Origin of the sequence: Flavobacterium sp. N1719, from assembly GCF_025947045.1 — a bacterium.
Taxonomy (GTDB): Bacteria; Bacteroidota; Bacteroidia; order Flavobacteriales; family Flavobacteriaceae; genus Flavobacterium; species Flavobacterium stagni.
This window is the reverse complement of sequence record NZ_CP109993.1, coordinates 668817-694050: the sequence shown is the minus strand read 5'-3', so window position 1 is coordinate 694050 and position 25234 is coordinate 668817. Positions and strand designations below refer to the sequence as shown.

Here is a 25234-nt window from a genome sequence, read left to right as displayed (position 1 = left end):
ACAAAAAATACGAAATATGGTACTCAGTAGGTTTTGGTTAACCATTTTTATTGCTTCAATTCTTTTCACCGTTGTAGCCTTATTTTCAGGAAATAACTACACCATCGATTATATTTTGAATGGCAAAAAAGATGACCCTATATTGGTTTCTGAATTGTATTTAAAAGAGGCGCCTTCTTTCGTTCGTGATTCTATTGAAAAGGCACCCGACATGACCTTGGTTGTCAATCGCGACACGCTGAATCCCGATTCCACCTACGTTTATAAAAGTCAAACCGTAAAAGTATATTCTGGAGTACAAAAGTCAGACGGCTTATTACCCACCTGCAAAAACACGCTGATGGATATTATCCTGCCATTAATAGCCTATTTAGCTTTTTTCTGCGGACTCATGGAACTGCTCATTATTTCTGGGGCTTCGGAAAAAATTGCCATATTGTTGAGCCCCGTGTTTGCCAAAGTTTTTCCTTCAGTTCCCAAAAATCACGAGTCTATTTCCTACATGACTCTGAATTTTGCAGCCAATTTCCTCGGACTCGATTCGGCTGCCACGCCCTTTGGATTGAAAGCGATGCAATCCTTACAAGAAATTAATCCCGAAAAAGACAAAGCCAGTGATGCACAAATCATGTTTATGTGTTTGCATGCAGCCGGACTTACCTTAATCCCTACTTCAATTATCGGATATCGTGCTGCACAAAATGCAACCAACCCCGCCGATGTCATGCTGCCTTGTATTATCACGTCTTTTATTGGAACCTTAGCGGCCTTAATCCTTGTCGGAATTCGTCAACGGATTAACTTTTTAAGTGCTACATTACTCGTTGCCATTATGTCTGTCGTTGCGGCTATTGTCGGACTCTTATTCTATATCAACGGATTGGATTTAATTGGAAAAAGTTTCTTTACCGCTAATTTATCCGGACTCATGCTCGTTGCTATTATTGGGGCGACCTTGATTTTTTCATTTATCAACGAGAAAAAATTTACTGAAAAGCAAACCACCATTTTTGATACTTTTGTCGAAGGTTCCAAAAATGGCATTCAAACGGGAGTGAAGATTTTCCCATACGTTTTAGCCATGTTGGTCGCGATTTCGTTTTTCCGAAATAGTGGGTTATTTGAAATTATTAGCCATTGGATTGCCATCGGATTTTCACAAATCGGCGTAGCCAAAGATGTCACCGATTCACTTCCCGTAGCCATGCTTCGTCCATTTAGTTCGGGCGGTTCCCGCGGATTTATGATTGATGCAATGCAAAACTTCGGACCTGATTCTTTTACTGGACGCTTAGTGTGCATCTTCCAGTGTAGTGCCGAAACTACCTTTTACGTGATTGCTGTATATTTCGGATCGGTCAACATTAAAAACACCCGCTATACCTTGGCAACCATGTTACTCGTGGATTTTATCTGTGTGCTAGCCGCCATCATGGTAGCGAGTTGGTTTTTTGTTAGAGGTTAAAAACCCGAACTTGCTTGATATATAATCGGCGTTCTTGACCTACAATCTTGAACTCGATATCGATGGGTTTTAGGGTGAATTTTTTCCAATATTTATTGATGTTGGTTTCAATCAGTTTGGCCGCTTTGTAGAGGTTTCTGATTTCGTCCCTGCTCAGTAGAGGTTGGTAGTTATTCAAATTGGAGTGTGCGGTAAAATCAACTTCCATCTCTTTTTTGGGATTGAAAATATCAAAATGATAGACCGTAAATTGTTCGCAAATCTCACCTTTGTCGGGTTGCACCACCGAATGATCACCCAATTGTACATTCACAGTTATCCCCGGAAATTCATCCCGAAATAAGTTATCTGTTATCACAACGCCGTTTGCAATTTCATTTGGAAAAGCGCGATGCACCAAAACGCCCATCGCAATTTGTTGTTGTGAAATGCCAAAAACTTCCCGCTCCCAATACGACGCTTCATTCCAAGCACTCGCCCAAACGTCTTTAATCGCTTTTTCAAAGGTTTTAATACTATCATTGACAATTCCCGTTTTGGAGTCGTACAACCCCGCACCATTAAACCCATCAATGTCTTCTGCATTTGTGGACGATCGGAAACGGTAATTGGTAAAAGTACTTGTCCCCAATTTTGCATGCAATTGTGTTAGAAGCACCGGATTTATAGGTTCATTTTTAATCGCTTTTCGAATGGCTTTCAATTCAGCATTGATGTGTTGAACCGAATCTTTATTCGAAGCCGCCAATAACCGATCGATTTTTTCTTTAATTTTTTTATGCTGAATATGCTGATGGTAGAAGTAAAACGGAATGGCATAGGCTTGTTCGGGCGTTGCAAAAACACCCGGATTTTTCTTTGAAATCGCAATTAAATAAGCCAAGTTCTGGGCTTTCGAACCCAAATAGGTCGCGCCATTTTTGGGAACTGTAGCTAATGAAATGACATCTTTTACCCGCAAATCCATAGGTAGCGATTTGGTTTTGGGTCTAACTTTTTTCGGAATGGATTGTGTAGTAAGAGCAATCGAAAACGTATCGACTGCGATGTCAAGTTTCACTTTTTTACCCATCAAATTTTGAATCCCCGAATAAGTATTAACATCGGTAAAGGCCATAACTGGCACTTTCCGATTTTTACCCAACAACACCAAATGACTCAATGGCGTTTGGAGTTCGCTGACAATAATTCCTTGTACATTGGGCAATTGTTTTGGCGTTCCATTCAATACGATTATTTCATCCCAACGGGGTTGAGTATGTTCCAGTTCTTCTAGTGTATACGACTTTAAAATGCCCACGGCCTTTCCTCGAACCACTTCTTGGTACTTGACCGAATTGAAAATATACTCTGAAGTCACACAAGGAATATGAAATTTTTGTTGGTCCCGCCACTCGATTTTTTCCCGATTGTTGAGGTAAAATTTCAACGAGTCGCCTATGAACGTTGCTTCTTTCACCAAGTTGTAAAAGGTTTCAATTTGTGCAATGGCCATGTGGTCGGAAGCGGCCAATTCCAAAATCCATTTATCGCTGCCTTTGATATGATTCAAATTCCCCAATAAGAAATCGCGTTCTGCAGGATTGGAACCGTAATTACGGTCGTTGAATCGTTCCAAATCCATGTCAAATCCAAGGTAGTTGTTTACAAAAATGTAATGCAGTTCAATTTTCTTACTGTTGAAAAAATACAGTTTTTTGTCGTGAAGGTCATACACCGTTTTCACCGATTCAACATTGGAAAATTTATCGGATAATGGCTTGCCTTTTAAACGATCAAAATCAGATTGATGTCCCAATCGGTTTACATAATCCTGACTCCAAGCCCACGTGGTGAGTCCGAAAAAACAAAGAAAAACAAGTAGTTTATGAGAATGCATCGGGTCGGATTTCTTACGTAAAGATAACGAAACAGGGATAGAAATCGTATGACACGCCCAACCTACACCAAATTAGCAATTAAACCGCAGTTGAAGTAGCTAGCTTCGTCGCTTTTTCGTATTTTTACGTTTCTAATACATCAACACAAAATGGACTTTTTATACCAAGATCCGTATCCGATTTTAAAAGACGATACCACTTATAAAAAACTGACTTCCGATTATGTGAATGTCGAAAAATTGGGCGACCGTGAAATTCTCTCCGTTGATCCCAAAGGTTTAGAATTATTGGCGGAAGAAGCGATGAAAGACGTTTCGTTCATGTTGCGCTCGTCGCATTTGCAAAAATTACGCAACATCATCGAGGATCCCGAAGCCACCGACAACGACCGTTTCGTAGCCTATAACTTATTGCAAAATGCTGTAGTTGCTGTGAGCGGCGAATTGCCTTCCTGTCAAGATACAGGAACTGCGATTGTTATGGCCAAAAAAGGGGAAAATGTTTATACAGGTGCCGATGATGCCGAATGGCTTTCCCGCGGTATTTTCAATACCTACCAAAACCGCAACTTGCGCTACTCGCAAATTGTGCCAATAACGATGTTTGAGGAGAAAAATTCAGGTTCCAACTTACCCGCGCAAATCGATATTTATGCGAAAAAAGGAAGTTCGTACGAGTTTTTATTTTTAGCAAAAGGCGGTGGTTCGGCCAATAAAACCTTTTTATACCAAAAAACAAAATCCTTGTTGAATGAAAAGTCAATGGACGAATTCATTCGCGAGAAAATCATGGATTTAGGAACTTCGGCTTGTCCACCGTACCACTTGGCCATTGTCATTGGCGGAACTTCGGCAGAAGCGAATTTAGCCGCTGTGAAAAAAGCCTCTGCCGGTTATTACGATAATCTACCAACTTCCGGGAACATGGCAGGTCAAGCCTTCCGCGATTTGGAGTGGGAAGCCCGCGTGCAACAAATTTGTCAAGAGAGTTCGATCGGTGCTCAATTTGGTGGAAAATACTTAACCCATGATGTACGTGTGATTCGTTTACCGCGCCACGCCGCTTCGTGTCCTGTAGGCATGGGCGTTTCGTGTTCGGCCGACCGAAATATCAAAGGGAAAATTACCAAAGACGGGATTTACCTCGAGCAATTAGAAACCAATCCCGCACAATATTTACCGGCTACAGCACCGCATTTGGAAGAACCGGTGGTGGTGAATTTGAACCGACCCATGAAAGAAGTTTTGGCCGAGTTGTCGCAATACCCCATCAAAACCCGCTTAAAATTAAACGGAACCTTGATAGTAGCCCGCGACATCGCCCACGCTAAAATCAAAGAATTGTTGGATGCCGGTCAGCCAATGCCCGAATATTTCAAAAACCATCCTGTTTATTATGCCGGTCCGGCGAAAACCCCACAAGGCATGCCTTCAGGAAGTTTCGGTCCGACAACCGCAGGGCGCATGGATGTGTATGTGGAAGAATTCCAAAAACACGGCGGTAGCATGATCATGTTGGCCAAAGGAAACCGCGGCAAAGAAGTCATGAACGCCTGCAACACCTACGGTGGCTTCTATTTGGGCTCCATTGGTGGTCCCGCTGCGATTCTTGCCAAAGAAAATATCCTATCCGTTGAGGTAGTTGATTTCGAAGAATTGGGCATGGAAGCCGTACGCAAAATCGAGGTTAAAGACTTCCCCGCGTTCATTATTACCGATGATAAAGGCAACGATTTCTTTGCGGCATTGAGCCACTAGTTTTAGAGAAAAGAGAAAAGAAACAAGAGAAAAGAAACCTGTATATTGAACGATGTACAGGTTTTTTTACACCCTAATTTATAATTTAAAACACCAAAATTTAAAATAGTTTTTGGGCGGTCCGGCAGATCATGTCTTTGCCTTTAAGTAATAAGTAGCTGCCGTCGGGCTTTCCGTTGCAAGTCCGCGCTCGTTCCTCGCTGTGGGCTTTCCACTGCAATCCCTACCGCGAAACCGCGCATCATTCAAGCCGGGTTTTACATTCTTGTTTAGAAAACCAATCGTGATTTTTAGCCCCGATAGAGGCCTTGTTGGAGCTCTTGGAGCGCAGCGGAAAAGCGACGGCCGAAAGCGGGAAGACCCGCGATAAAAAACGGCACGACTGCTCCTAAAAAATTATACAACTTCGGATGAAGCTTCAAAAATCCGTTCTAAAACCTGCACACTTTTTTGGGTTTTGGAACGAAACTGCAACGCCATCATACCCATAAAAATGAGGATAAACGGAATTAAAAGTAAGAACTGAGGGTCTTTTAGTTGGAAATAAAAAAAGAGGCCTATCCCTGTGTTGAACAAAAATAGAAACGGAATGAAGAATTTCATCGTCGGATTCAATTGAAACACGACGGCCACATTTTGATTGGTTACCGTAAAATGGATGTCGGGTCGAAACTGGTTTCGGGCATTAAAATCAATTAAGGATTTCAAGACAAATTTCCCCGATGGTAGCACTTTCCCTTCAAAGGTTTTCGTCGTGCCGTCTCGGTCAAACGTATCTGTTTCGGCTTTTAAGCGTTCCAACAGTTCTTCTTTTTGCCAAGCAGTTTGAAAGCGGTATTTTTTATAAAATAGTCCCATGTTTATTCTACATATAATACCAATCCTTTTAAATAATGCCCTTCCGGATGGTAAATATTGGTGGGGTGATCGGGACCTTGGGTGAGTTTGTGCAACACGCGAATGGTGCGTCCCGACTCGATGGCGGCGGCGGCAACGGTATTGTAAAAAAGCACATCGTCAATCACTTGCGAGCAAGAAAAAGTAAATAAAATGCCTTTGGGCGCTAGTGCTTTGAGTCCGGCCACATTCAAGCGTTTATAGGCTTGCGTCGCGGTGTGCTTGCTTTTGATGCTTTTGGCAAAAGCGGGAGGATCCAAAACAATCACGTCGTAATGTTGGTGGTGACTGCGCATAAATTCAAAAACATCTGAAGCAACTGCGGTATGGTTGGCTCCCGGAAAATTCAATTCCATATTGCGGGAAGCAAGATCCACCGCTTTTTGGGAGATATCGACAGAAGTGACCAATTCAGCGCCGGCTTCCATCGCATAGATAGAGAAACCGCCCGTATAACAAAAGGTGTTGAGTACTTTTTTGTCTTTGGAAAAAGAACCCAATAATTTACGATTGTCGCGTTGGTCCAAGAAAAATCCGGTTTTCTGACCTTCGACCCAGTTCACGTGAAAGGAAATGCCGTTTTCTTGGGCGATGGTTTCGGGGGTATTCCCGAATAGGAAATAATCCGTTCCCGTTTGGGGTAAGGTGCCGCTACTTTTGCAATAGATGGTTTCACAATGTTCGGGAAATGCCTGTTGGATGGCCTGTGCAATGGCTTCCATCGCTTGGAAAATTCCGGTAGAATGCGCTTGTATGACCCAATGGTTATGGTAAAAATCGATAATGAGTCCAGGAATTCCATCGCCTTCGCCGTGAATCACACGAAAGGCATTGGTTTGGGTGAAATCTAAAATCTGTTGGCGCATTGCCCAAGCAGCTTGGAGTTTTTCTTTCCAAAAATCCGGAGTAAAGGGTTCGGCACCAAATGTGAGTAAGCGCACCGAGATACTGCCTTTATCACTGAAATATCCCGTACCTAAATGTTCGTTGTGCGCATCGACCACATCCACGAGTTCGCCGTCGTTCAATTCTTGGGTTACACCATAAATCGCCCCGCTAAACACCCAGGGGTGGCGGCGTTGAATGGATTTTTCTTTTCCTTTTTTTAGGATTACTTTACTTCGCATGTATTTTATTTAAAATGAAAAATTGAGTTTTCGAAAATGAATGCTGATTAATCATTTTCAAATTCTCAAATCTTCAAATCTTCAAATGGATAAATTAAATACTCATCTCCGGCACTTCGCCATCAATGATTAATTCCGCTTCGGTCGCTTGGATGATTTCATCTACGCTTACGCCGGGAGCGCGTTCCAGCAATTTGAATCCGTTGGGAGTGACTTCTAGTACAGCCAATTCGGTTACGACTTTTTTCACACAGCCGACACCGGTTAGGGGTAAGGTACATTTTTTCAAAATCTTACTTTCCCCTGCTTTGTTTACGTGCATCATGGCCACAATGATATTCTCAGCAGAGGCCACCAAGTCCATCGCGCCACCCATTCCTTTCACCATTTTACCCGGGATTTTCCAGTTGGCAATGTCTCCGTTTTCGGCCACTTCCATAGCCCCCAAAATGGTTAAGTCCACTTTTTGTGCGCGAATCATTCCGAAACTGAAGGCCGAATCAAAGAAACTCGCCCCCGGTAAGGTGGTGATGGTTTGTTTACCTGCGTTGATGATATCGGCATCTTCTTCGCCTTCAAAGGGAAACGGACCCATACCGAGTACGCCGTTCTCCGATTGAAATTCGACCGAAATATCGGTGCGAACATAGTTTGCGACTAAGGTTGGAATCCCAATTCCGAGATTCACGTAATAGCCGTCTTGTACTTCTTTTGCAATGCGTTTTGCAATTTGGTTTTTATCTAAAGCCATAGTTTTGCGATTTGAAAATTTGATGATTTGAAAATTAGGTTCTCTTGGATGAAGAAATAATTTTAGAAATGATCAAATGAATAGATTGTAATTTTTGAAATAATTCTTCACTTGGAGTAGGGTAGAATTCTGAATGTTTGCAGAGTGCTAAACAATAGTTTAATTCGTCAACTTCTTTTGCTGCAATTTTGAATTTATGAATAAAATCAGCTTTGCTTTCTGCATTTTGTGCTTCACGAATATTAGCCCCTATAGATGTGCCGCTTCTGAAAATTTGGGAAGCCATTTCAAAACGATTCATTTTTTTAATAGCTTCTGAGTAATTGATAATTTCAAGTGCAAACTCGAAACTTAGTGTAACGATGATATTTTCTTTATCATTCCTCATTTTCAAATTTTCAAATTAACACATTTTCAAATCATTTCTGCCTAACCGTTCGTTGTTCAATTCGTTTTTCAAATTTTTCACCTTGGAAAATACGTTGTACCATGATGCCCGGAATATGAATTTCGTTGGGGTCAAGGGTTCCCGCGGGGACCAATTCTTCCACTTCTGCGATGGTGATTTTGGCACCTCCGGCCATGACGGCATTAAAGTTTCGGGCAGTTCCTTTAAAAATAAGATTTCCGGCTTCGTCGCCTTTCCACGCTTTTACGATGGAAAAGTCGGCTTTGTAGGCCAATTCCATAACGTGCATTTTCCCATTGAATTCGCGGGTTTCTTTACCTTCTGCCACTTCGGTTCCGTAGCCTGCGGGCGTAAAAAAGGCGGGAATTCCGGCTTGTGCGGCGCGGCATTTTTCGGCAAGAGTACCTTGAGGAGTGAGTTCGACTTCGAGTTCGCCCGACAACATTTGACGTTCAAATTCGGCATTTTCACCTACATAGGACGAAATCATTTTTTTGATTTGGCGTTTTTGAAGCAATAGTCCAAGGCCAAAATCGTCCACGCCGGCATTGTTGGAAATACAAGTCAGGTTGGTTGTTCCTTTTTGTACCAATTCGGCAATACTATTCTCGGGAATACCGCAAAGTCCGAAGCCGCCCAACATAATAGTCATGCCGTCTTCGATGCCTTGAAGGGCTTCGGTTACCGAGTTTACTTTTTTATTAATCATGAAGAAAAATCGTTGGTTTGTGGTGTAAATTTAGGAAATAAAGCCCAAGAATGGGGGAAAGCGCCCTAAAAAAATCCTGCCCAATTTTGAGCAGGATTCTTTATCGATTTCATATTTAAATCCCTTTAAATTCATCCAAGTTTTGATCATCAACGGGATCAACAGCGGTGGAATCGGTACTTGTTGATGAGCTACGCGGACTCCAACAGTCCACTTTGATATTGAATCCTTCGGGTTTTTCAAATTCGTCTTTGGAGACTTGTAAGTCGGGATCTTCGTAACATTTTTCCATAAAGTACCCCCAAATTGGTAAAGCGGCTGTTGCCCCTTGACCGTAGGTGATGCTTTTGAAACGGGCCGATCGGTCTTCACAACCTACCCAAACGCCGGTGGCTAAGTTGGGCACCATTCCAATAAACCAACCATCGGATTGATTCTGTGAAGTCCCTGTTTTCCCTGCAATAGGGTTGGTAAACATGTACGGATATCCAGTCCAACGCGTGTCACCACTACCGCCGGATTGGGTTCGTAAACGCACACCCGATCCTTCATCAGTTACGCCTTCTAATAATTTGATTACGGCAAAAGCAATGTCTTTATTTAACACATCGTGTGATTCAGGAACGGGTTCGTAAATCACAGCCCCGTTTTTATCTTCGATACGTTGGATAAATTGCGGTTTGATGTAAACCCCTTGATTGGCAAAGGTAGAATAAGCCGCCACCATGTCTTGAACGGTAATATCCACAGCACCCAAAGCAATTGAAGGCTGCATCGGAATTTCAGTGTTTACACCTAATTTTTTGGTTAAAGCCACCACCGGTTCAGGACCTGTTTTGTCAATTAACTTTGCTGAAACCGTATTAATGGAATAAGCCAATGCTTTTTTCAAGGTCACCATGCCACGGTATTGGTGATCGGAGTTGCGAGGTTCCCAATCTTCGGTCACGTGATGACGCCCTTTGCGTATCATAAAAGGACCGTCAATGATGGTATCACAAGGCGACATACCCAATTGTTCAATGGCTGTTGCATAGACAAAGGGTTTGAAAGTCGAACCCACTTGACGGGCACCTTGACCAACGTGGTCGTATTGAAAATATTTGTAATTGATACCGCCTACCCAGGCTTTGATTTGGCCGGTTTGGGGTTCCATAGACATTAAGCCCGCTTGTAAAAAGTGCTTGTAATAGCGAATGGAATCCATGGGAGTCATAAGGGTATCACGTTCTCCTTCCCATGTAAAGATGGTCATTTTGGTTTTTTTACTGAAGGAAGCGATGATTTCTTCATCCGATTTTTCATCGGCTTTTAAAATGCGCCAACGCTCGGAGTTGCGCATGGCTTGGTTGATGATTTTATCGGTTTCTTCAGGTGTGATATTCACAAAAGGTGCATTCTTATTATCCTTTTGTTGTAAGAAAAATTCTTGTTGAAGGTTTTTCATGTGTTCACGCACAGCTTCTTCAGCATGTTCCTGCATTTTGGAATCCAAGGTGGTGTAAATCTTAAGTCCATCCCCATAAATGTCGTACTCTTCACCGTCAGCACGTTTGTGGTCTTTCACCCAGTTTTTCATGAAATCGCGCAAGTATTCACGGAAATAAGTTGCCAATCCATCGTAGTGATTTTCAGGGTGGAAATCCAATTTGATGGGTTGTTTTTCCAATATTAATTTGGCCGACTCTTCCAGTTTTTTGTTACGAACCATTTGGTGCAACACAATATTGCGTCGTTTGGTCGAACGTTCTGGAAAACGTTTCGGATTAAAGCGCGAAGGGTTGGTTAACATCCCCACTAAAACCGCACTTTCGTTAACGGTTAAATCTTTGGGCTCTTTGTTGAAATATACTTTGGCTGCGGAACGAATTCCTACCGCACCATTCACGAAGTCGACTTGGTTCAAGTACAAAGCAATGATTTCGTTTTTGGTGTATTGGCGTTCCAAGCGGATAGCGATAATCCATTCTTTGGCTTTTTGTACCATACGGAAGGGAAGGAATTTCGACCCTTCGCCGTGGAATAAGTTTTTGGCCAACTGTTGGGTAATCGTACTCGCTCCCCCGTTTGCACCCAATTTCAAAGCCGCACCTACCGTACGTTTAGGGTCAATACCCGAGTGTTCGTAAAACCGTTCATCTTCAGTAGAGACTAAGGCGTCAACTAGTGCTTTGGGTAAGTCTTTGTATTTAACTGCCGTTCGGTTTTCATTATAAAATTTACCCAATACCACGCCATCACTCGAGATGATTTCGGTAGCCAAATTGGAATTGGGATTTTCTAAGTCTTCAAAGGAAGGCATGGCGCCAAATAATCCCCAGGAAGCAAACAAGAAAAACAAAAAGACACTTCCTAACGTGTAGAAAAACAAACGCCAAAACTTCTTTTTGTAGTAGGTAAGGTCTTTAACGACTGCGGTGTTTTTATTTGTGTTTTGTGCCATAATTATTCGGTCGTTTCTACTCTAAATCCAACTTCCGTGATGCCTTTCAATCGCTCCACACCGGGAACTTTTCCGGTTTCGCGCAAGGCCTGTTGTATATGAACTTTATAGGTTCCTTTTTGGGAAAAGCTATAATTTTCTTTGTAATACAATTTACTTTCTTTTACATCGGTAAACCCATCGCCCATAAGCGTTCCATCAGGGTTTGCCATTTTGTATTCTAAGGTGTCTACTTTGACTTTGTGGTTGGGCTGTTCCATGGAAACAATTAAAAACAAATTGTCAAAAGGGAAATCATTATTGTCCCGAACATTCAAAAACAAATTGTATTTCTTTGACGGATCCATTTCCGGCAAATCAAAACTTACAATGCTGTCTTTGTGCCATGCATTGCCTACCGATTTGTATTCGTCAAAAACGCTTTTTTTATCACAGGAAATCAGCAGAAGTGCCATTCCCAAAAGCGCTAAACTAGTTCGAACCTTCATTGTTGTTATTGCCCTCATTATTGTTTCTACGGTCTTTATTTCCGGGACGTCTTTTATTGCGTTTGTTGCGATTTCCTGAGCGTTCCCCTTGTGGGTTCTGTCCTTGATTTTGCCCTTGAACTTGTGGGTTCGGGTTTTCTTTGGGCGCGTTGTTTTGACGTTCTTTTTGCGGCTGATTTCCACCCGACTGTTGCGAACGATTTTGTGGGTTACGCTGCGGTTGGTTGCCTCTTGACGGATTGTTTTTCTGAGGAGATAGCGCGCTTTGTCCTTCTACTACAGCCCCTTCGCGACCTTTATTTTTGTTGCGGTTTTTGCTTTTACTGCGGTTTTTCTTTTTGGGTTGGTCAAAACGGGTGATGCTTTCTTGACCGACTACATTGTTGTACGTTTTTTCCACTTCTTGTTCGACTTCAATCGCGAAATCTTCCAACGAAGCAGCCAATCCTCCGTCTTTGTTGATGTCGATAATTTCTTTAACCTGCTCAATGCTTAACACATGCCAAGCCGCATAATTATCGGTATAGGCATACCACATCAACCCTTTGAAAATGTCTTGCTTTTGGCAAACGGCATCTCCTTTTTCGGTTTTTAATCGGGTTTCATAGTCAGGGAAGTCTTTCAAGGCATCCATGTAGGTGTCCAATTCAAAGTTGAGACAACACTTCAATTTTCCACATTGACCTGCCAATTTCTGCGGGTTCAACGACAACTGTTGGTAGCGCGCTGCCGAAGTATTCACGCTTCGGAAATCGGTTAACCAGGTCGAACAACACAATTCGCGACCACAAGATCCTATACCGCCCAAACGTGATGCTTCTTGACGGAATCCGACTTGTTTCATCTCGATACGAATCTTAAATTCAGACGCATAATCTTTGATCAACTGACGGAAATCCACACGATCACTGGCCGTATAATAAAACGTAGCTTTGGATGCATCGCCCTGGAATTCGATGTCGGAAATTTTCATTTCCAAGTTCAAACGAATCGCCAATTCACGGGCGCGAACCTTCATCGGTTCTTCGCGATCGCGGGCTGCACTCCAAATGTCAATATCTTTTTGAGAGGCTTTACGGTATACTTTCAGCACTTCAGCTGAATTGTAATCCACTCCTTTTTTCTTCATTTGAATTTTTACCAATTCACCCGTCAACGTCACAATACCGACATCATGCCCAGGAGAAGCCTCCGTGGCCACAATATCGCCGATGCTTAACGTTAAATTTTCAGTATTGCGGTAAAATTCTTTGCGTCCGTTTTTGAAACGAACTTCCACACAGTCAAACGGAGTTTCCCCAGAAGGTAAACTCATATTGGCTAACCAATCAAAAACCGTGAGTTTGTTGCAGCTATTGGCGCCGCAAGTGCCATTATTTCCACATCCTTTGGCTCCGTCACTCTTTGACGAACCGCAAGAACAGTTTGTACATGCCATAAATTGAACGATATATAGTGATCGTCGCTATTTTTCAAACGACTACGTTTACGCTAAACGATTAGTTTGTAAAGATAGTATTTTTTCAATTATGGAAAATGCAAAAAGTCGGCATGAATTTTTAAACAAAAACGCCTGAATTCCAACGAAATCAGGCGCTATCACTTCTCTTTGTTTTTAAGTTTCTTTCATCGAAATGATGTGCACCGGACAGGCTTTTTCCGCCAATTCGCCCAGTTCGGCTAGCGTATGGTCGGGAGATTTTAAGGTGTGAAATCCTTTGGTATTGACCGATTTTAACAAAACCGATTTTCCGTCCTTCTTCGACATTTGAAATAACGTTGGTGCCATTTCTACACAGTAATTACAGCCAATGCACTTGTCGCGTTGTAAGGTGATAATGACCATTAGTTGGCTACAATTTTATACATTTTGTCCGATAATCGAATGCGGAAAGGAACTTTCAAGGTACAACTGTCGCCTTTGGTCGCTTTTTCTGCAGCCGTATCGTTAACGAAGAATTCGTCCAAATCCAACTCTTGTGCGCCGGTGGTCGGACCCGTAATCAGCAGTTTGTCGCCTTTTTTTATGTCGTAAGCTTCAATCTTGAATTCGGCAATTCCCGATTTCGGAAAATAATGCAATCCTTTGCCCACATATACTTTTTTCTGGGTGGCATTCGAACCTGGATTGTCGCTCCATTCGCCCAATTTTTGCCCCAAATAATACCCACTCCAAAAACCGCGGTTGTACACCGTTGAAAGGGTTTCCATCCACACAGAAATTCGTTCTTTTGTATAGGTTCCTTCCGCAATGGCATCAATCGCTTCGCGGTACACTCGGGTAACGGTGGCCACATAATCCGCCGCACGTCCACGGCCTTCCAATTTTAAAACCTTCACGCCCGAATCGACAATTTGATCCAAAAAGTCCAACGTACACAAGTCTTTTGGCGACATCATGTATTCGTTGTCAATTTCAATTTCGAAACCGCTTTCCTGATCGATAACGGTATATTTTTTTCGGCAATTTTGCTTACAAGCTCCGCGATTGGCCGAGGAATTATGGGAATGTAAACTCAAATAGCATTTCCCAGAAACCGCCATACACAAGGCACCGTGTCCAAAAATTTCAATTTCGACCAAATTTCCCGACGGACCTTTGATTTGTTCTTTTTCAATCGCTTCGGTAATTTTTTTCACCTGCCGCAAACTCAATTCGCGCGACAATACTATCGTATCCGCAAAAAGGCTATAAAATTTCACCGTTTCGATATTGGTCACATTCAATTGTGTAGAAATATGCACTTCAATGCCCATACTGCGTGCCATCGCAATTACCGCTTGATCTGATGCAATCACAGCGGTTATTCCCGCAGCTTTCGCTTGGGTCAAAAGGGTTTTCACGACGGATAAATCGTGGTCGTAAATAATCGTGTTCAGCGTGAGGTAGGTACGCACGTTTTTGGCTTGACAACGTCGCGCAATTTCGGGTAGGTCGTCCATCACAAAATTCACCGTGGCTCGCGCCCGCATGTTCAATTGCTCGACACCAAAATACACCGAATCACAACCGTTGTCCAACGCCGCTTGCAGGGATTCAAAGTTCCCTGCTGGAGCCATTAGCTCCATTCTTCCGGATGTTGTCATGTTTTAGTTTAAAATCAAATACACTTTGTCTGATAAGCGTACCCGTGACGGAACTGCAAAAGTGACTTTGTCGCCCGCTTGCGCTTTGTCGCCCAACACACCATTGACGTGAAGGGTTTCCAGCGTGAGCTCCATTTCGCCAGTGGTCGGACCCACAATGAGGATGCGATCACCGATTTGCAGTGCGCCATTTTGCATTTCTACCAAACCGATACCGGCTTTTACGTAGTAATGCGCAACTTTGCCAAGAAGTGTTTTTTTCACCCGACGTTTCGGGCTGATTTTTTGGCGAATGTCCGTCGTCGCTTTAGCTAGCGGTACTTCCGGTAATTCACCTGCATGTTTGAATTTTAGTTTTTCAGATTTCCCCTTGCGGAAGACTTTGTTGCCCACTTGGATTCCTTTGCGCAATTTTACTTGCTCTGCCAAAGGAAGGTGAATGGTGTCCAGGCATTCCTGCGAACAACAATTTTCCATCGCGGCCTTGCATTCGTCACATTGAATAAATAACAAATGACAGCCGTCGTTCACGCAATTGGTATGATCGTCACACGGTTTCCCGCATTGGTGACATTGTGCGATAATATCATCGGTGATGCGCTCGCCCAAACGATGGTCAAACACAAAGTTCTTTCCGATGAATTTACTTTCCAGTCCTTCTTCTTTGATTTGTTTGGCGTAGTTAATAATACCGCCTTCCAACTGGAATACATTTTTAAAACCTTGATGCTTGTAGTACGCACTCGCTTTTTCACAACGAATACCGCCCGTGCAATACATCACCAGGTTCTTACTTTCTTTAAAATCTTTTAATTGCTCGTTGATAATCGGCAACGATTCGCGAAAGGTCTCCACATCAGGCGTAATCGCACCTTTAAAATGACCCACTTCACTCTCATAATGATTACGGAAATCCACTACTATCGTATTCGGATCGTCCAAAATCGCATTGAATTCACGCGCATTCAAGTGCACGCCTTTGTTGGTCACGTCAAAAGTAGCGTCGTTGAGTCCGTCAGCTACAATTTTGTGTCTCACTTTTATCGTCAACTTCAAAAACGAGAAATCATCATGCTCCACGGCCACATTCAACCGAATCCCACGCATGAAATCATAGGCTTCTAATGTCTCGCGAAAGGCCTCAAAATGTTCAGCAGGAACACTCATCTGGGCATTAATTCCTTCGTGAGCCACGTAAATACGACCCAATGCATCAAGGGCATTCCAGGCTAAAAATAAATCGTCGCGAAATTGTTGAGGGTTTTCGATTTTGGCGTACGCATAGAAAGATAATGTCAACCGTTGTTGACCCGCTTCTTCGATTAATTGAGCTCTTTCCTCTGCGCTTAATGTGTTGTACAGTTGCATGCTATAAACGTATTAAGTGAGATAAACGAATTCACAATGGCGGAATTCGAGGGCAAAGGTATCGTTTTTTTTGAATTTTCCAACTTTGGGCGCATCCCTAAAGGGTCGGGCTATCCGCTACAATCTTTTGGGAAACCCAAAAGGATTTCCGCTACTATCCCTTGCGCGTCGTGCTATAAAGAAGCCCTTTTTGAAAATGGAAATCCGTTTTCCATAGTGTCATATGGACAAATGGACAAGAAAGGATTTCTTATTTTCCATAAAAAAACCCCCAACGGTGTACCATTGAGGGTTGTTTTTTAATTTTTTAGTCGCTTAGCAAAATTCGCTGTAAGCATCTTTTAAGTTTTCAGCAATCATCTCAGCCGGACGTCCTTCAATGTGGTGACGTTCCAACATGTGAACCAATTCCCCGTCTTTGAACAATGCCATACTCGGCGAAGAAGGTGGGAATGGGAACATGTGTTGACGCGCCGTATCCACCGCTTCGCGATCAACACCCGCAAAAACCGTAATCAAATGATCGGGTTTTTTGTCGCCATCCAAACTCATTTTTGCTCCCGGACGGGCATTACGTGCCGCACAACCGCAAACTGAGTTCACCACCACCAACGTGGTTCCGTTTTGTTTAATTGCATTTTCTACCGCATCGGCAGTATATAAGTTTTGAAAACCAGCGTCTGTCAATTCAGCTCGCATGGGGTTTACCATTTCTTCTGGATACATAATGATTTGCTATTACGTTAATGTGCCACAAAGGTACAACCTTTTGAAACTAAAATTTTCCAACAAACGATAAAGATTTGTTATAAATGCATAGGTTAGTATCCAAAAAATCGATGCCATAAGGCTTTTATAAACAAGGTCTTGGGACAGCGTAAAATAATATTCAAATCTTCTAAAAACGCGGTTTCTTCATCCAAAAATTTAAAGATGGTAGCCACTTTTCCTTGGCGAAACATACTTGCAAAGATCGAACTTCCTACCTCATTTTTTCGGTAAAGGATATCTATGAGTAGTAAATCATAAAACCAAAAACGATTGATGCTATGAAATTTTCGCAGGTCATTATTTTGGGGTAAAAAATCAACTAAGGCTTTGGATTTTTTAAGGGCATTTTTAAAGGTATAGCCCGTACTCGCTTTGGTCCAACCGCCCGCCGAACCGATGTGTAAAATGCGTTCTGAATTGTGTTTCCAAAAGGGATAACACGTCATCGGAATATTCCCTTGTTCGGTTTCGGTAATCGTATAGGCCGTTACACCGAGACGCTCTAAATAGGCTTTGATTTCCCACTCGTATTCCTCGCGTTGCAAAAGGTTGGCCGAAAATAAAGTGAACTCGAGTAAGGCCTCATTTTCACTAATGGGCAACACATACATGAATCGGGTATTGCCCTTTTGAGGCACCGAAAAATCCATAAAAGTGGCACATTCGGGTGTAAAAACGGGAGTTTCGGTTTTAACCATCCAACCGACAAAATGTTGGTGCACCAACGGAAATTTCTTTTGTGCAATCAACGGTTCCGGATTGAAAATGGAATTGAAAATAAAGTTACAAGTAAAACTTTGGTTTTCCGTTTTCACCAAACAATGATTGCCCAATTCTTGAAAATCAACTACTTTTTCTTGGATAAATGTAAGGTTGGGATTTTGATGGAGTTCCTCAAACACCGTGGCATAAAAATCCAATCCGCGGATCATGCGATAGGTATAGGGCGCCATGGCAAAACGGCGTTCAAAAGCCGCATCAGCAAATACCGCTGTTTCCCAAGCTTTGTGTTGTATGTTTTCAAAATGCTGTCCTTCGTCCCAAAAACACCAGGTGCGATCGTTGGTTTTTTTGGTATCGGCATCGAGTAAGAGTATTTTTTTATCCTGGTAAAAAGGATGTTGCACCATCTCCCGTACAGTCAATAATGCTGCGAGTCCGGTTCCGGTGAAGATGTAATGGTAATGCAACATTAGATTCGAAAGGATATACCAAAAGCGGTGTAAAATTTTGCCGTTTCACCAGCAATGCGCTTTCCTGCAGACAAATCTAACATAAAATCGGGTGAAATCAAATAGGTAAAACCACCATCGATACTGTGGTTGGCGGCTTCATTTTGAGGAGCAAAACCAAAAATTTCGCCATAACAACCCCATTTTTCGGATAAACTATAGCCTAAAGTCGCGGTATACAAACCCGTTCGTTTTCCATCCACAGGATGCCAATGCGCACCGAAATTGTAGCCCAAACTCAACCGATCGGTCAAACTGTGTTGTAGCGTAAACCGAAAATTTGGGGCATAAAAACGACCTTTAAAATCGGGTGAGGCACAATCCGGTAGCGCCACATGAGCGATGAGTGAGATTCGTGGACGCCAATTTTTTTCAGTACAAAAATTGACTTTTGCTCCCACTTGTAGCGGTTGAATTCCTAAAAGCGTTTCACTCCCATAATTTTCTACGTTCCATTCGGCGATAAGGCGCAATTCCCATCGCTCTGTTAAACCGTATTTCCAAAGCGATGAAGGAATGGAATAGTTGCGGTGGTCGACGTCTTGTTTGATGCTGAACCCATTTTCTGATTGAATTCGGCCTTTGGGAACGGTATACGGTGTTTCGGTTTGGTCGGGGCGATCACATTGAATGGGCGACTGCGACCAACACGAAATAGAAAGTAATAGCAAGCAAAGTGTTTTTGTTTTCATAAAAATAAATTTAGGCAAATCTAAAAATAGTTTTATTCAAACCAAATTATTATTTTTGATGCAAATTAAAAATCATGACCATTTCTGAAGAAAACTATATTAAAGTGATTTACCATTTGGCCCAAGTTTCGCCCAAAGGGGTGTCTACCAACGCGATTGCAGGAACCTTGGATACAAAAGCATCGTCAGTAACGGATATGTTAAAGAAGCTGGCCGATAAAAATTGGGTTTCCTACCAAAAATACCAAGGGGTTTCCTTAACCGAATCGGGCTTGCAAAAGGCCAAAATGATTGTACGTAAACACCGTTTATGGGAAGTTTTTTTGGTGGAAAAATTGGGCTTTGCTTGGGATGAAGTTCATGAAATTGCCGAAGAATTGGAACATATTCAATCGGAGGCGTTGATTAGTAAGTTGGATGATTTCTTGGGGTTTCCAACGGTCGATCCGCACGGTGATCCCATTCCGAATGCCAAAGGGGAGATGGTCAAAGAAGAACGCATTGTATTATCGGAAGCACCATTACATCAAGCCTATCGATTTATTGGGGTGAAAGATTCCTCTGCCGGATTTTTACAATATCTCGATAAGCAGCAAATTGCTTTAGGTGCCACAATCATCATTCAAGAAAGAGAAGATTTTGATGCATCTTTATCCGTTTTAATTAATGATAAAGTGTTGTCATTGTCGCAAAAAATTGCCGAAAACCTTTTTGTAAAACAGGGATAATATGAGTACAAAGTCATTGGAAGAAGTGCACCAATCGGTGGATGTGAATAACAATCTGAAAGGATTTCGTCGCATATTGGCCTTTTTAGGTCCGGCCTATATGATCAGTGTGGGCTACATGGATCCCGGAAATTGGGCCACCGATATTGCGGGCGGGAGTCAGTTTGGCTATGCCTTAATTTGGGTATTGTTAATGAGTAATGTAATGGCCTTGTTGCTACAAAGTTTAAGTGCGCGTTTGGGTATTGTGACCCAACATGATTTGGCGCAAGCTTCGCGAGAAACTTATTCCAAATACGTCAATTATGCCTTGTATTTTCTAGCCGAAATTGCCATAGCCGCTTGTGATTTGGCCGAAGTTTTAGGAATGGCAATTGGGATCAACTTATTGTTTGGTATTCCGTTAATGGAGGGTGTTTTGATTACCGTTTTGGACACCTTTTTGTTGTTGTTTTTAATTAACAAAGGCATCCGTAAAATGGAAGCTTTTATCATTACGCTGGTAGCGATAATTGGATTTTCTTTTGTGTTTGAAATGATTTTCGCCCAACCCGAATTACCCAAAATCGTGGAAGGATTGATTCCGTCGTTGCCAAACAGTACGGCCTTGTACATTGCTATTGGGATTATTGGAGCCACAGTTATGCCGCACAATTTGTACTTGCACTCTTCCTTGGTGCAAACACGTAAGTTTAATCGGGATGAAAAGGGGATTAAGCAGTCGTTGAAATACAATTTTATCGATAGTACGATTGCTTTGAATTTGGCTTTTTTTGTGAATGCAGCGATTTTAATTTTAGCGGCAGCAACGTTTCACAAAAACGGTCATTTTGAAATTGCCGAAATTCAAGATGCGCATCAATTGTTGGCGCCTTTACTCGGTACTGAATGGGCTCCGATTCTCTTTGCGGTCGCATTAATTGCTGCGGGGCAGAGTTCGACGATAACCGGAACTCTCGCGGGTCAAATTGTGATGGAAGGCTATTTGAATTTGCGTATTCAACCTTGGGTGCGTCGTATTATTACACGTTTGATTGCGATTGTTCCAGCTGTAATTGCGATTTTGGTTTTTGGCGAACAAGTTACCGGAAAATTGCTGTTGTTGAGTCAGGTGATTTTGAGTTTGCAATTGGGATTTGCGATTATTCCGTTGATTCATTTTGTGAGTGATAAAAACAAGATGAAAGGCTTTCATATCAACCGACTGACTCAGGTGGCGGCTTGGTTGATTGCCACTATAATTGTTTCACTAAACATCAAATTGGTCTATGATGAATTGACGAATTGGTTGCAAACATCTGAAAATCCGATGGTGTTGTGGTGCACGGTTGTTCCTATCGCCTTGGGGTTCTTATTGTTGTTGATTTATATCATTATCGAACCGTTTATTTCGAAAGCAAAGAAGGAAATTGATAATCATTCGCCTCATATTTTACAATTGGATTTGGAGAAAACAGAAGCTTTTGCCAAGCTAAACATTGCCATCGCGGTCGATTTTTCTTCTGCGGATGAGAAAGCGATTTTACATGCGTTATCGATGGGAGGCACCACGGCGCGGTATACTTTGATTCATAGTGTAGAAACGGTAGGCGCCTTATTTTATGGCCATTCAACGGGTGATCATGAAACGGGATTGGATGAAGAATTTTTGAAAAATTATCAAAGTCGATTGGTAGCCAAAGGGTATAAAGTAGACATACAATTGGGCTTCGGTAAACCCGCCAAAGCCATTGCGAAAATTGTGAATGAAGGCGATTTTGATTTATTGATTATGGGGACACATGGCCATACGGGATTGAAAGATGTTTTGTTGGGAACCACGGTAGACAGTGTGCGTCACCGAATTCATATTCCGTTGTTTTTAGTGAAAGAATAAAAAAACCGACTCGAAAAAGGAATCGGTTTTTTATTAAAATTTTGCGCCAATGGAAAGATAAAAACTTTGACCTTCACCCGGAATTAATCCAGGGCCAGGGTAGCCACCCGAGCGTCGTGTAGCATAGTTTTCATTCAAAAGATTATTGATCCCTGCTTTCAGATTGTAGTTTTTAAATCGGTATTCCATGCCCAAGTCAACCACTTTATAACCCCCAATTTTTCCATTAACTCCGTTGGCAGTTGGCGTTTCTGTGTTGGTCGCATCAGTGTATACCGCACTGTTTTGACGTTGTTGAACGCTCACCGATATTTTTTTGTACTCCCAACTAATTCCAAAATTATGGATGAAACTTGGAGCATTTTCTACACGTTTGCCTGCTAAATTCGTGGTTGTAATCACGGTATTGGGTGCAGTTCCACTTACCGTTGTCGTTTGGAAATCGCTGTAGCGCGCATGGATAAAGGCACTACTTACAAATGTTTTCAATTTCCCCCATTTTTTTCCAAGACCAAAAATATCGAACCAACTTACATCGGCATAGATTTCAAATCCTCTGTGGATGCTTTTACCTAAATTGGTGCGGTAAGCATAAGCGGCTTGTGTTGGATCATCATTGGTGTAACGATTTACAGTACCAATACGGTTGTTATAGGCCATATAGAAATAGGACACATCAAAGTTGGCCCAATTTTTATACGTTCCGCGATACCCCAAATCAAAAGTATGTCCGTTGGCATCTTTCAAATTACTGTCAATTACATCGGTGGTGGCGGGTGGAGTTAGATCAGAGAACAACACGGGTCGGTAGGCCTGTGTGAGATTGGTGTACAAGTTGGTCGTACCAATACGGTATTCTGAACCGACACCCAAAAGGAATTGGTTACGGGTTATGGTTTGGTTGGCAAAAGGCGTTATCACTCCATTCACACGGTTAAAAATACCCGACCCCTCGGATTGAATATGTTCGAAGCGAACACCCGGTGTGACGGACCAATTAGATGTAATTTGAAAAAAATTTTCTGCGAAAGCGGCAACATTTTGTGTGGTAAAATCGAGATCGCGTGGGTAAGTGCTACTCACGGAGTAATCAAAGTCGGAACCTGTAGTTCCAGTACCGCGTTGTTTCCGGTTGGTTTTAGCTTGGTATACGCGAAGACCAAACGCCAAGTGGTGTTCCTTTTTCCCTAAAGTATAGTTCCAAATATTGCGTGATTCTACGCCATAATTTACATAACGGTCACGGTCTACTTGACGGTTGGCATATTGTAAAGTGGTAGGATTAATTGCATCAATTACTGTGGGCGCCGCAGTAAATCCAACACTATTGCGTTCGCCGTAGAGTCCGAAAAGGGTGATTGCTGTGGTAACTTTTGGGCTCCAACGTCCGTTTAGTTTTACGGCGATGAGGTTCCAAGGTGTACCCATCCAGTTTCGGTTGCGCAAGGATTGCTGTGAATTAGCTGCAAATTGTGCATCGGTAAGTCCGCCCGATTGTTGTTGCTCATAATCCATATTGGTGTATTCCAAATGAAGGTTCCAATGGGTAGAAAAATCATAGCCCAGGTTTAGGTGCGAATTACGAATGGTGTACGCAGAATTATCGCGCCATCCGTTCCCTTGACGGGAGTGGTTGTAGGCATAGTAGGAAAATTTTCCTTGTTTACCACCTAAAGCATTGAAACTGCTCAATAAACCAAAACTTCCCACGGTATTTTGCGTTTCAAAGCTGAATTTTTTCTCTGGAGCTTTTTTGAGGATATAATTAATCATACCGCCAAATTGAGGTCCGAATTGTAACGAGGCACCCCCACGAATGAATTCGATACGGTCAACAGCTTCCATAGGCGGATTGTAGTAGGCTTCAGGGTAGCCAAATACATCTGAAGAAATATCATACCCGTTTTGACGTGTATTCAATTCCCAGCTGCGGTTCGGACTCAAGCCGCGCACGGCGATGTTGAGTTGAATTCCGGAGCCGTCATTTTCCCAAACCGAAACACCGGCCATGCGAGAAAATAACTCCCGCGCATTGTTGGTGGTGCGGTTAGCATTGATTTCGGAAAGGCGCAATACGTCGTTCTTTTTACCTGAAAACACCGTTTGATTTTGCACCGTTGGTAGGCGATCGGGGGTTTGTTCTTTGATGAAAATAATGACTTCATCCAAAGTGGTTTGTGTAGAATCTTTCGGTTTTTCTTGAGCTTGAGCAAAGGAAATACTGACGATTCCAAAGATGCTCAATAGGTATGAAAATTTCATGGGTGTTAATTTTGGCGCAAAAGTACTGCCTAATCTTTATTTAGACAAAGTTTAAATAAAAATAAAGTCAATTTTAATACTTGTTCAAGTTCATGTACGGAAAAGTAACCGGATAGGATTTCAAAAATTCAGGAAAATACTGAAGTTTCTTCAGGGCAGGGATTGCAATAGGGGGTGGAGTGGAAATCCCGCAAAGCCGATGTCAAGAGGCTGCGGAATTGCAACGGAAGACCCGACCCCGATGGGCAGTGATTGGAGTTAGAGCAGGTAGATTTGATCGGGGGATTGCCCAAAAATTAGCAACCGCAGTCGTTGTCGCCGCAGTTTTTATCCTTGTTTTTCTTTTTGCGGTTTTTGAAGCGCTCGTATAAATAGGCTACGGATAATCCGAGCAAAAGGTAAACGAATATTTCTTGAAAATTCATGTTATTTAAAAGTAGAGGCCTCCACCGAGACCGATAAAATTATAATTGGGTCGCCCTATTTTGAGGCGTTCAAATCCGAGTGTAAAGTAGTAATTTTTACTGTGAACTTTCCCACCCATTTCCAAAAAGTTGACGGGTTGGCTGTTCACTTTGCTCCATTTGGAGTTGGCAAATACACTAAACCGTTTTCCAAAAAAACCTTCAGCGTTGAGTCCGACCGACACTCCCGATTTTTGCACATCACTGGCGATATATGTCGCACCAATGGACCAACCCAGGTTGAAATTAGCGAGTCGCACGCGATCGTAATTGAAATTGAATTGGAAAATCGACAGATGGGTTTTGTAGTTGGTAAATGCGCTTTTTTCGGTCAACGCATGGTAATCGGAAGTGAGGTAAAAGTATTGAAAGGGGCGAATTTTTAAGTTCATGTGATTGCCGTACAATTGGCTATCGCTGTACAGGAATTTATTGTCGAAATCGACACGAAATCTATTTTTCCCAGTTTTTACGGTGTCTGCCGATTCGTAATTGCCCACTCCTGGATCTTTGAAAGGGTAAGGGGTGAGTCGGCTATACAAATGATTTTCATTTTTATAATCGCCGATAAAACTGTAATAGAAGATGACGGAGGCAACATCGAGAAAGACTTCGGCTAATGTGCTTTCTGTGTTGTTGGACGAACTGGTTCGTGAAGTATTTGAATTGGTTGTGCTGTTCGATTGAGTAGTTGAACTACTTGATTTTAGGTCGGATTTGGATTGTTCCAAGCGGGTTTGTGCTGGGGAAAACCATGAAAAGAGGACAATAAATGAAAGGGAAAATAGCGTAATTTTTTTCATGTCTTTGATTTTTGATGCACAGCGT

General features: G+C 42.3%; 21 protein-coding genes. 4 read left to right on the top strand and 17 right to left on the bottom strand.

Annotated elements, in window-relative coordinates:
* Nucleotides 1-16 precede the first annotated feature (16 nt).
* A complete protein-coding gene (locus OLM45_RS02700) occupies nucleotides 17-1465 on the top strand; it encodes a nucleoside recognition domain-containing protein (protein WP_264511753.1) in 1449 nt (482 codons plus the stop codon).
* Here OLM45_RS02700 and OLM45_RS02695 read toward each other — a convergent pair.
* Nucleotides 1455-3344 carry a PEP/pyruvate-binding domain-containing protein gene (locus tag OLM45_RS02695; RefSeq protein WP_264511751.1) on the bottom strand — a complete coding sequence of 630 codons (1890 nt, stop codon included), beginning with the start codon at nucleotides 3342-3344 and terminating at the stop codon, nucleotides 1455-1457. The genes OLM45_RS02700 and OLM45_RS02695 overlap by 11 nt on opposite strands.
* Nucleotides 3345-3494: 150 nt before the next feature.
* On the opposite strand from OLM45_RS02695, the gene OLM45_RS02690 reads away from it, so the two are divergent.
* The gene (locus OLM45_RS02690; RefSeq protein ID WP_264511749.1) at nucleotides 3495-5102 is read left to right on the top strand and encodes a fumarate hydratase; all 1608 of its coding nucleotides are present in this window, start codon (nucleotides 3495-3497) and stop codon (nucleotides 5100-5102) included.
* A gap of 396 nt (nucleotides 5103-5498) precedes the next feature.
* Here OLM45_RS02690 and OLM45_RS02685 read toward each other — a convergent pair whose 3' ends face one another.
* The 14 genes from OLM45_RS02685 to OLM45_RS02620 all read right to left on the bottom strand — a co-directional run bounded on the left by OLM45_RS02685 (nucleotide 5499) and on the right by OLM45_RS02620 (nucleotide 19076).
* Nucleotides 5499-5960 carry a hypothetical protein gene (locus tag OLM45_RS02685; protein WP_264511747.1) on the bottom strand — a complete coding sequence of 154 codons (462 nt, stop codon included), beginning with the start codon at nucleotides 5958-5960 and terminating at the stop codon, nucleotides 5499-5501.
* Between the two features lie 2 nt (nucleotides 5961-5962).
* A complete protein-coding gene (locus OLM45_RS02680; RefSeq protein ID WP_264511745.1) occupies nucleotides 5963-7126 on the bottom strand; it encodes a class I SAM-dependent rRNA methyltransferase in 1164 nt (387 codons plus the stop codon).
* 94 nt (nucleotides 7127-7220) lie between these two features.
* Nucleotides 7221-7877, bottom strand: a complete 657-nt coding sequence (locus OLM45_RS02675) for a CoA transferase subunit B (RefSeq protein WP_129460405.1) — start codon at nucleotides 7875-7877, stop codon at nucleotides 7221-7223.
* A gap of 34 nt (nucleotides 7878-7911) precedes the next feature.
* On the bottom strand, nucleotides 7912-8265 hold the full coding sequence (locus tag OLM45_RS02670) for a four helix bundle protein (RefSeq protein WP_264511743.1): 354 nt from the start codon (nucleotides 8263-8265) through the stop codon (nucleotides 7912-7914).
* A 31-nt stretch (nucleotides 8266-8296) separates the two neighbouring features.
* Entirely contained in the window at nucleotides 8297-8995 is a 699-nt protein-coding gene (locus OLM45_RS02665; protein WP_073360424.1) for a CoA transferase subunit A, read from the bottom strand.
* 115 nt (nucleotides 8996-9110) lie between these two features.
* Nucleotides 9111-11438 (bottom strand): penicillin-binding protein 1A, encoded by a 2328-nt coding sequence (locus OLM45_RS02660; RefSeq protein WP_264511741.1) that lies wholly within the window; start codon nucleotides 11436-11438, stop codon nucleotides 9111-9113.
* A gap of 2 nt (nucleotides 11439-11440) precedes the next feature.
* Nucleotides 11441-11926 (bottom strand): gliding motility lipoprotein GldH, encoded by a 486-nt coding sequence (locus OLM45_RS02655; protein WP_264511739.1) that lies wholly within the window; start codon nucleotides 11924-11926, stop codon nucleotides 11441-11443.
* Nucleotides 11910-13364, bottom strand: a complete 1455-nt coding sequence (locus OLM45_RS02650) for a stage 0 sporulation family protein (RefSeq protein ID WP_264511737.1) — start codon at nucleotides 13362-13364, stop codon at nucleotides 11910-11912. Before OLM45_RS02650 ends, OLM45_RS02655 begins: the two co-directional genes overlap by 17 nt.
* A 177-nt stretch (nucleotides 13365-13541) precedes the next feature.
* Nucleotides 13542-13772: a ferredoxin gene (locus OLM45_RS02645; RefSeq protein ID WP_264511735.1), complete on the bottom strand. Its 231-nt coding sequence runs from the start codon at nucleotides 13770-13772 to the stop codon at nucleotides 13542-13544.
* Nucleotides 13772-15013 carry a peptidase U32 family protein gene (locus OLM45_RS02640; protein WP_264511733.1) on the bottom strand — a complete coding sequence of 414 codons (1242 nt, stop codon included), beginning with the start codon at nucleotides 15011-15013 and terminating at the stop codon, nucleotides 13772-13774. The genes OLM45_RS02645 and OLM45_RS02640 overlap by 1 nt, the downstream gene beginning before the upstream one ends.
* A 3-nt stretch (nucleotides 15014-15016) precedes the next feature.
* On the bottom strand, nucleotides 15017-16381 hold the full coding sequence (locus tag OLM45_RS02635; protein ID WP_129460413.1) for a rhodanese-related sulfurtransferase: 1365 nt from the start codon (nucleotides 16379-16381) through the stop codon (nucleotides 15017-15019).
* 315 nt (nucleotides 16382-16696) lie between these two features.
* Nucleotides 16697-17107 (bottom strand): BrxA/BrxB family bacilliredoxin, encoded by a 411-nt coding sequence (locus tag OLM45_RS02630; protein ID WP_129460414.1) that lies wholly within the window; start codon nucleotides 17105-17107, stop codon nucleotides 16697-16699.
* 95 nt (nucleotides 17108-17202) lie between these two features.
* Complete coding sequence (locus OLM45_RS02625; protein ID WP_264511731.1) at nucleotides 17203-18345, bottom strand: lycopene cyclase family protein; 1143 nt, start codon at nucleotides 18343-18345, stop codon at nucleotides 17203-17205.
* Complete coding sequence (locus tag OLM45_RS02620; RefSeq protein WP_264511729.1) at nucleotides 18345-19076, bottom strand: transporter; 732 nt, start codon at nucleotides 19074-19076, stop codon at nucleotides 18345-18347. The genes OLM45_RS02625 and OLM45_RS02620 overlap by 1 nt, the downstream gene beginning before the upstream one ends.
* Nucleotides 19077-19150: 74 nt before the next feature.
* Here OLM45_RS02620 and OLM45_RS02615 point away from each other — a divergent pair, with 74 nt between their 5' ends.
* Nucleotides 19151-19804, top strand: a complete 654-nt coding sequence (locus tag OLM45_RS02615) for a metal-dependent transcriptional regulator (protein ID WP_129460417.1) — start codon at nucleotides 19151-19153, stop codon at nucleotides 19802-19804.
* A 1-nt stretch (nucleotide 19805) separates the two neighbouring features.
* Entirely contained in the window at nucleotides 19806-21680 is a 1875-nt protein-coding gene (locus tag OLM45_RS02610; RefSeq protein WP_129460418.1) for an Nramp family divalent metal transporter, read from the top strand.
* Between the two features lie 33 nt (nucleotides 21681-21713).
* Here the strand turns inward: OLM45_RS02610 and OLM45_RS02605 are convergent, their stop codons facing one another.
* Both OLM45_RS02605 and OLM45_RS02600 read right to left on the bottom strand, forming a co-directional pair.
* Nucleotides 21714-23942: a TonB-dependent receptor family protein gene (locus tag OLM45_RS02605; protein WP_264511727.1), complete on the bottom strand. Its 2229-nt coding sequence runs from the start codon at nucleotides 23940-23942 to the stop codon at nucleotides 21714-21716.
* A 430-nt stretch (nucleotides 23943-24372) separates the two neighbouring features.
* Complete coding sequence (locus OLM45_RS02600; RefSeq protein ID WP_264511725.1) at nucleotides 24373-25209, bottom strand: hypothetical protein; 837 nt, start codon at nucleotides 25207-25209, stop codon at nucleotides 24373-24375.
* Between the last annotated feature and the right edge of the window lie 25 nt (nucleotides 25210-25234).

What these genes read in the sequence shown, in the direction of transcription:
- OLM45_RS02700 (WP_264511753.1), top strand. Translation starts at nt 17, where the DNA reads ATGGTACTCAGTAGGTTTTGGTTAACCATTTTTATTGCTTCAATTCTT.
- OLM45_RS02695 (WP_264511751.1), bottom strand. Translation starts at nt 3,344, where the DNA reads ATGCATTCTCATAAACTACTTGTTTTTCTTTGTTTTTTCGGACTCACC.
- OLM45_RS02690 (WP_264511749.1), top strand. Translation starts at nt 3,495, where the DNA reads ATGGACTTTTTATACCAAGATCCGTATCCGATTTTAAAAGACGATACC.
- OLM45_RS02685 (WP_264511747.1), bottom strand. Translation starts at nt 5,960, where the DNA reads ATGGGACTATTTTATAAAAAATACCGCTTTCAAACTGCTTGGCAAAAA.
- OLM45_RS02680 (WP_264511745.1), bottom strand. Translation starts at nt 7,126, where the DNA reads ATGCGAAGTAAAGTAATCCTAAAAAAAGGAAAAGAAAAATCCATTCAA.
- OLM45_RS02675 (WP_129460405.1), bottom strand. Translation starts at nt 7,877, where the DNA reads ATGGCTTTAGATAAAAACCAAATTGCAAAACGCATTGCAAAAGAAGTA.
- OLM45_RS02670 (WP_264511743.1), bottom strand. Translation starts at nt 8,265, where the DNA reads ATGAGGAATGATAAAGAAAATATCATCGTTACACTAAGTTTCGAGTTT.
- OLM45_RS02665 (WP_073360424.1), bottom strand. Translation starts at nt 8,995, where the DNA reads ATGATTAATAAAAAAGTAAACTCGGTAACCGAAGCCCTTCAAGGCATC.
- OLM45_RS02660 (WP_264511741.1), bottom strand. Translation starts at nt 11,438, where the DNA reads ATGGCACAAAACACAAATAAAAACACCGCAGTCGTTAAAGACCTTACC.
- OLM45_RS02655 (WP_264511739.1), bottom strand. Translation starts at nt 11,926, where the DNA reads ATGAAGGTTCGAACTAGTTTAGCGCTTTTGGGAATGGCACTTCTGCTG.
- OLM45_RS02650 (WP_264511737.1), bottom strand. Translation starts at nt 13,364, where the DNA reads ATGGCATGTACAAACTGTTCTTGCGGTTCGTCAAAGAGTGACGGAGCC.
- OLM45_RS02645 (WP_264511735.1), bottom strand. Translation starts at nt 13,772, where the DNA reads ATGGTCATTATCACCTTACAACGCGACAAGTGCATTGGCTGTAATTAC.
- OLM45_RS02640 (WP_264511733.1), bottom strand. Translation starts at nt 15,013, where the DNA reads ATGACAACATCCGGAAGAATGGAGCTAATGGCTCCAGCAGGGAACTTT.
- OLM45_RS02635 (WP_129460413.1), bottom strand. Translation starts at nt 16,381, where the DNA reads ATGCAACTGTACAACACATTAAGCGCAGAGGAAAGAGCTCAATTAATC.
- OLM45_RS02630 (WP_129460414.1), bottom strand. Translation starts at nt 17,107, where the DNA reads ATGTATCCAGAAGAAATGGTAAACCCCATGCGAGCTGAATTGACAGAC.
- OLM45_RS02625 (WP_264511731.1), bottom strand. Translation starts at nt 18,345, where the DNA reads ATGTTGCATTACCATTACATCTTCACCGGAACCGGACTCGCAGCATTA.
- OLM45_RS02620 (WP_264511729.1), bottom strand. Translation starts at nt 19,076, where the DNA reads ATGAAAACAAAAACACTTTGCTTGCTATTACTTTCTATTTCGTGTTGG.
- OLM45_RS02615 (WP_129460417.1), top strand. Translation starts at nt 19,151, where the DNA reads ATGACCATTTCTGAAGAAAACTATATTAAAGTGATTTACCATTTGGCC.
- OLM45_RS02610 (WP_129460418.1), top strand. Translation starts at nt 19,806, where the DNA reads ATGAGTACAAAGTCATTGGAAGAAGTGCACCAATCGGTGGATGTGAAT.
- OLM45_RS02605 (WP_264511727.1), bottom strand. Translation starts at nt 23,942, where the DNA reads ATGAAATTTTCATACCTATTGAGCATCTTTGGAATCGTCAGTATTTCC.
- OLM45_RS02600 (WP_264511725.1), bottom strand. Translation starts at nt 25,209, where the DNA reads ATGAAAAAAATTACGCTATTTTCCCTTTCATTTATTGTCCTCTTTTCA.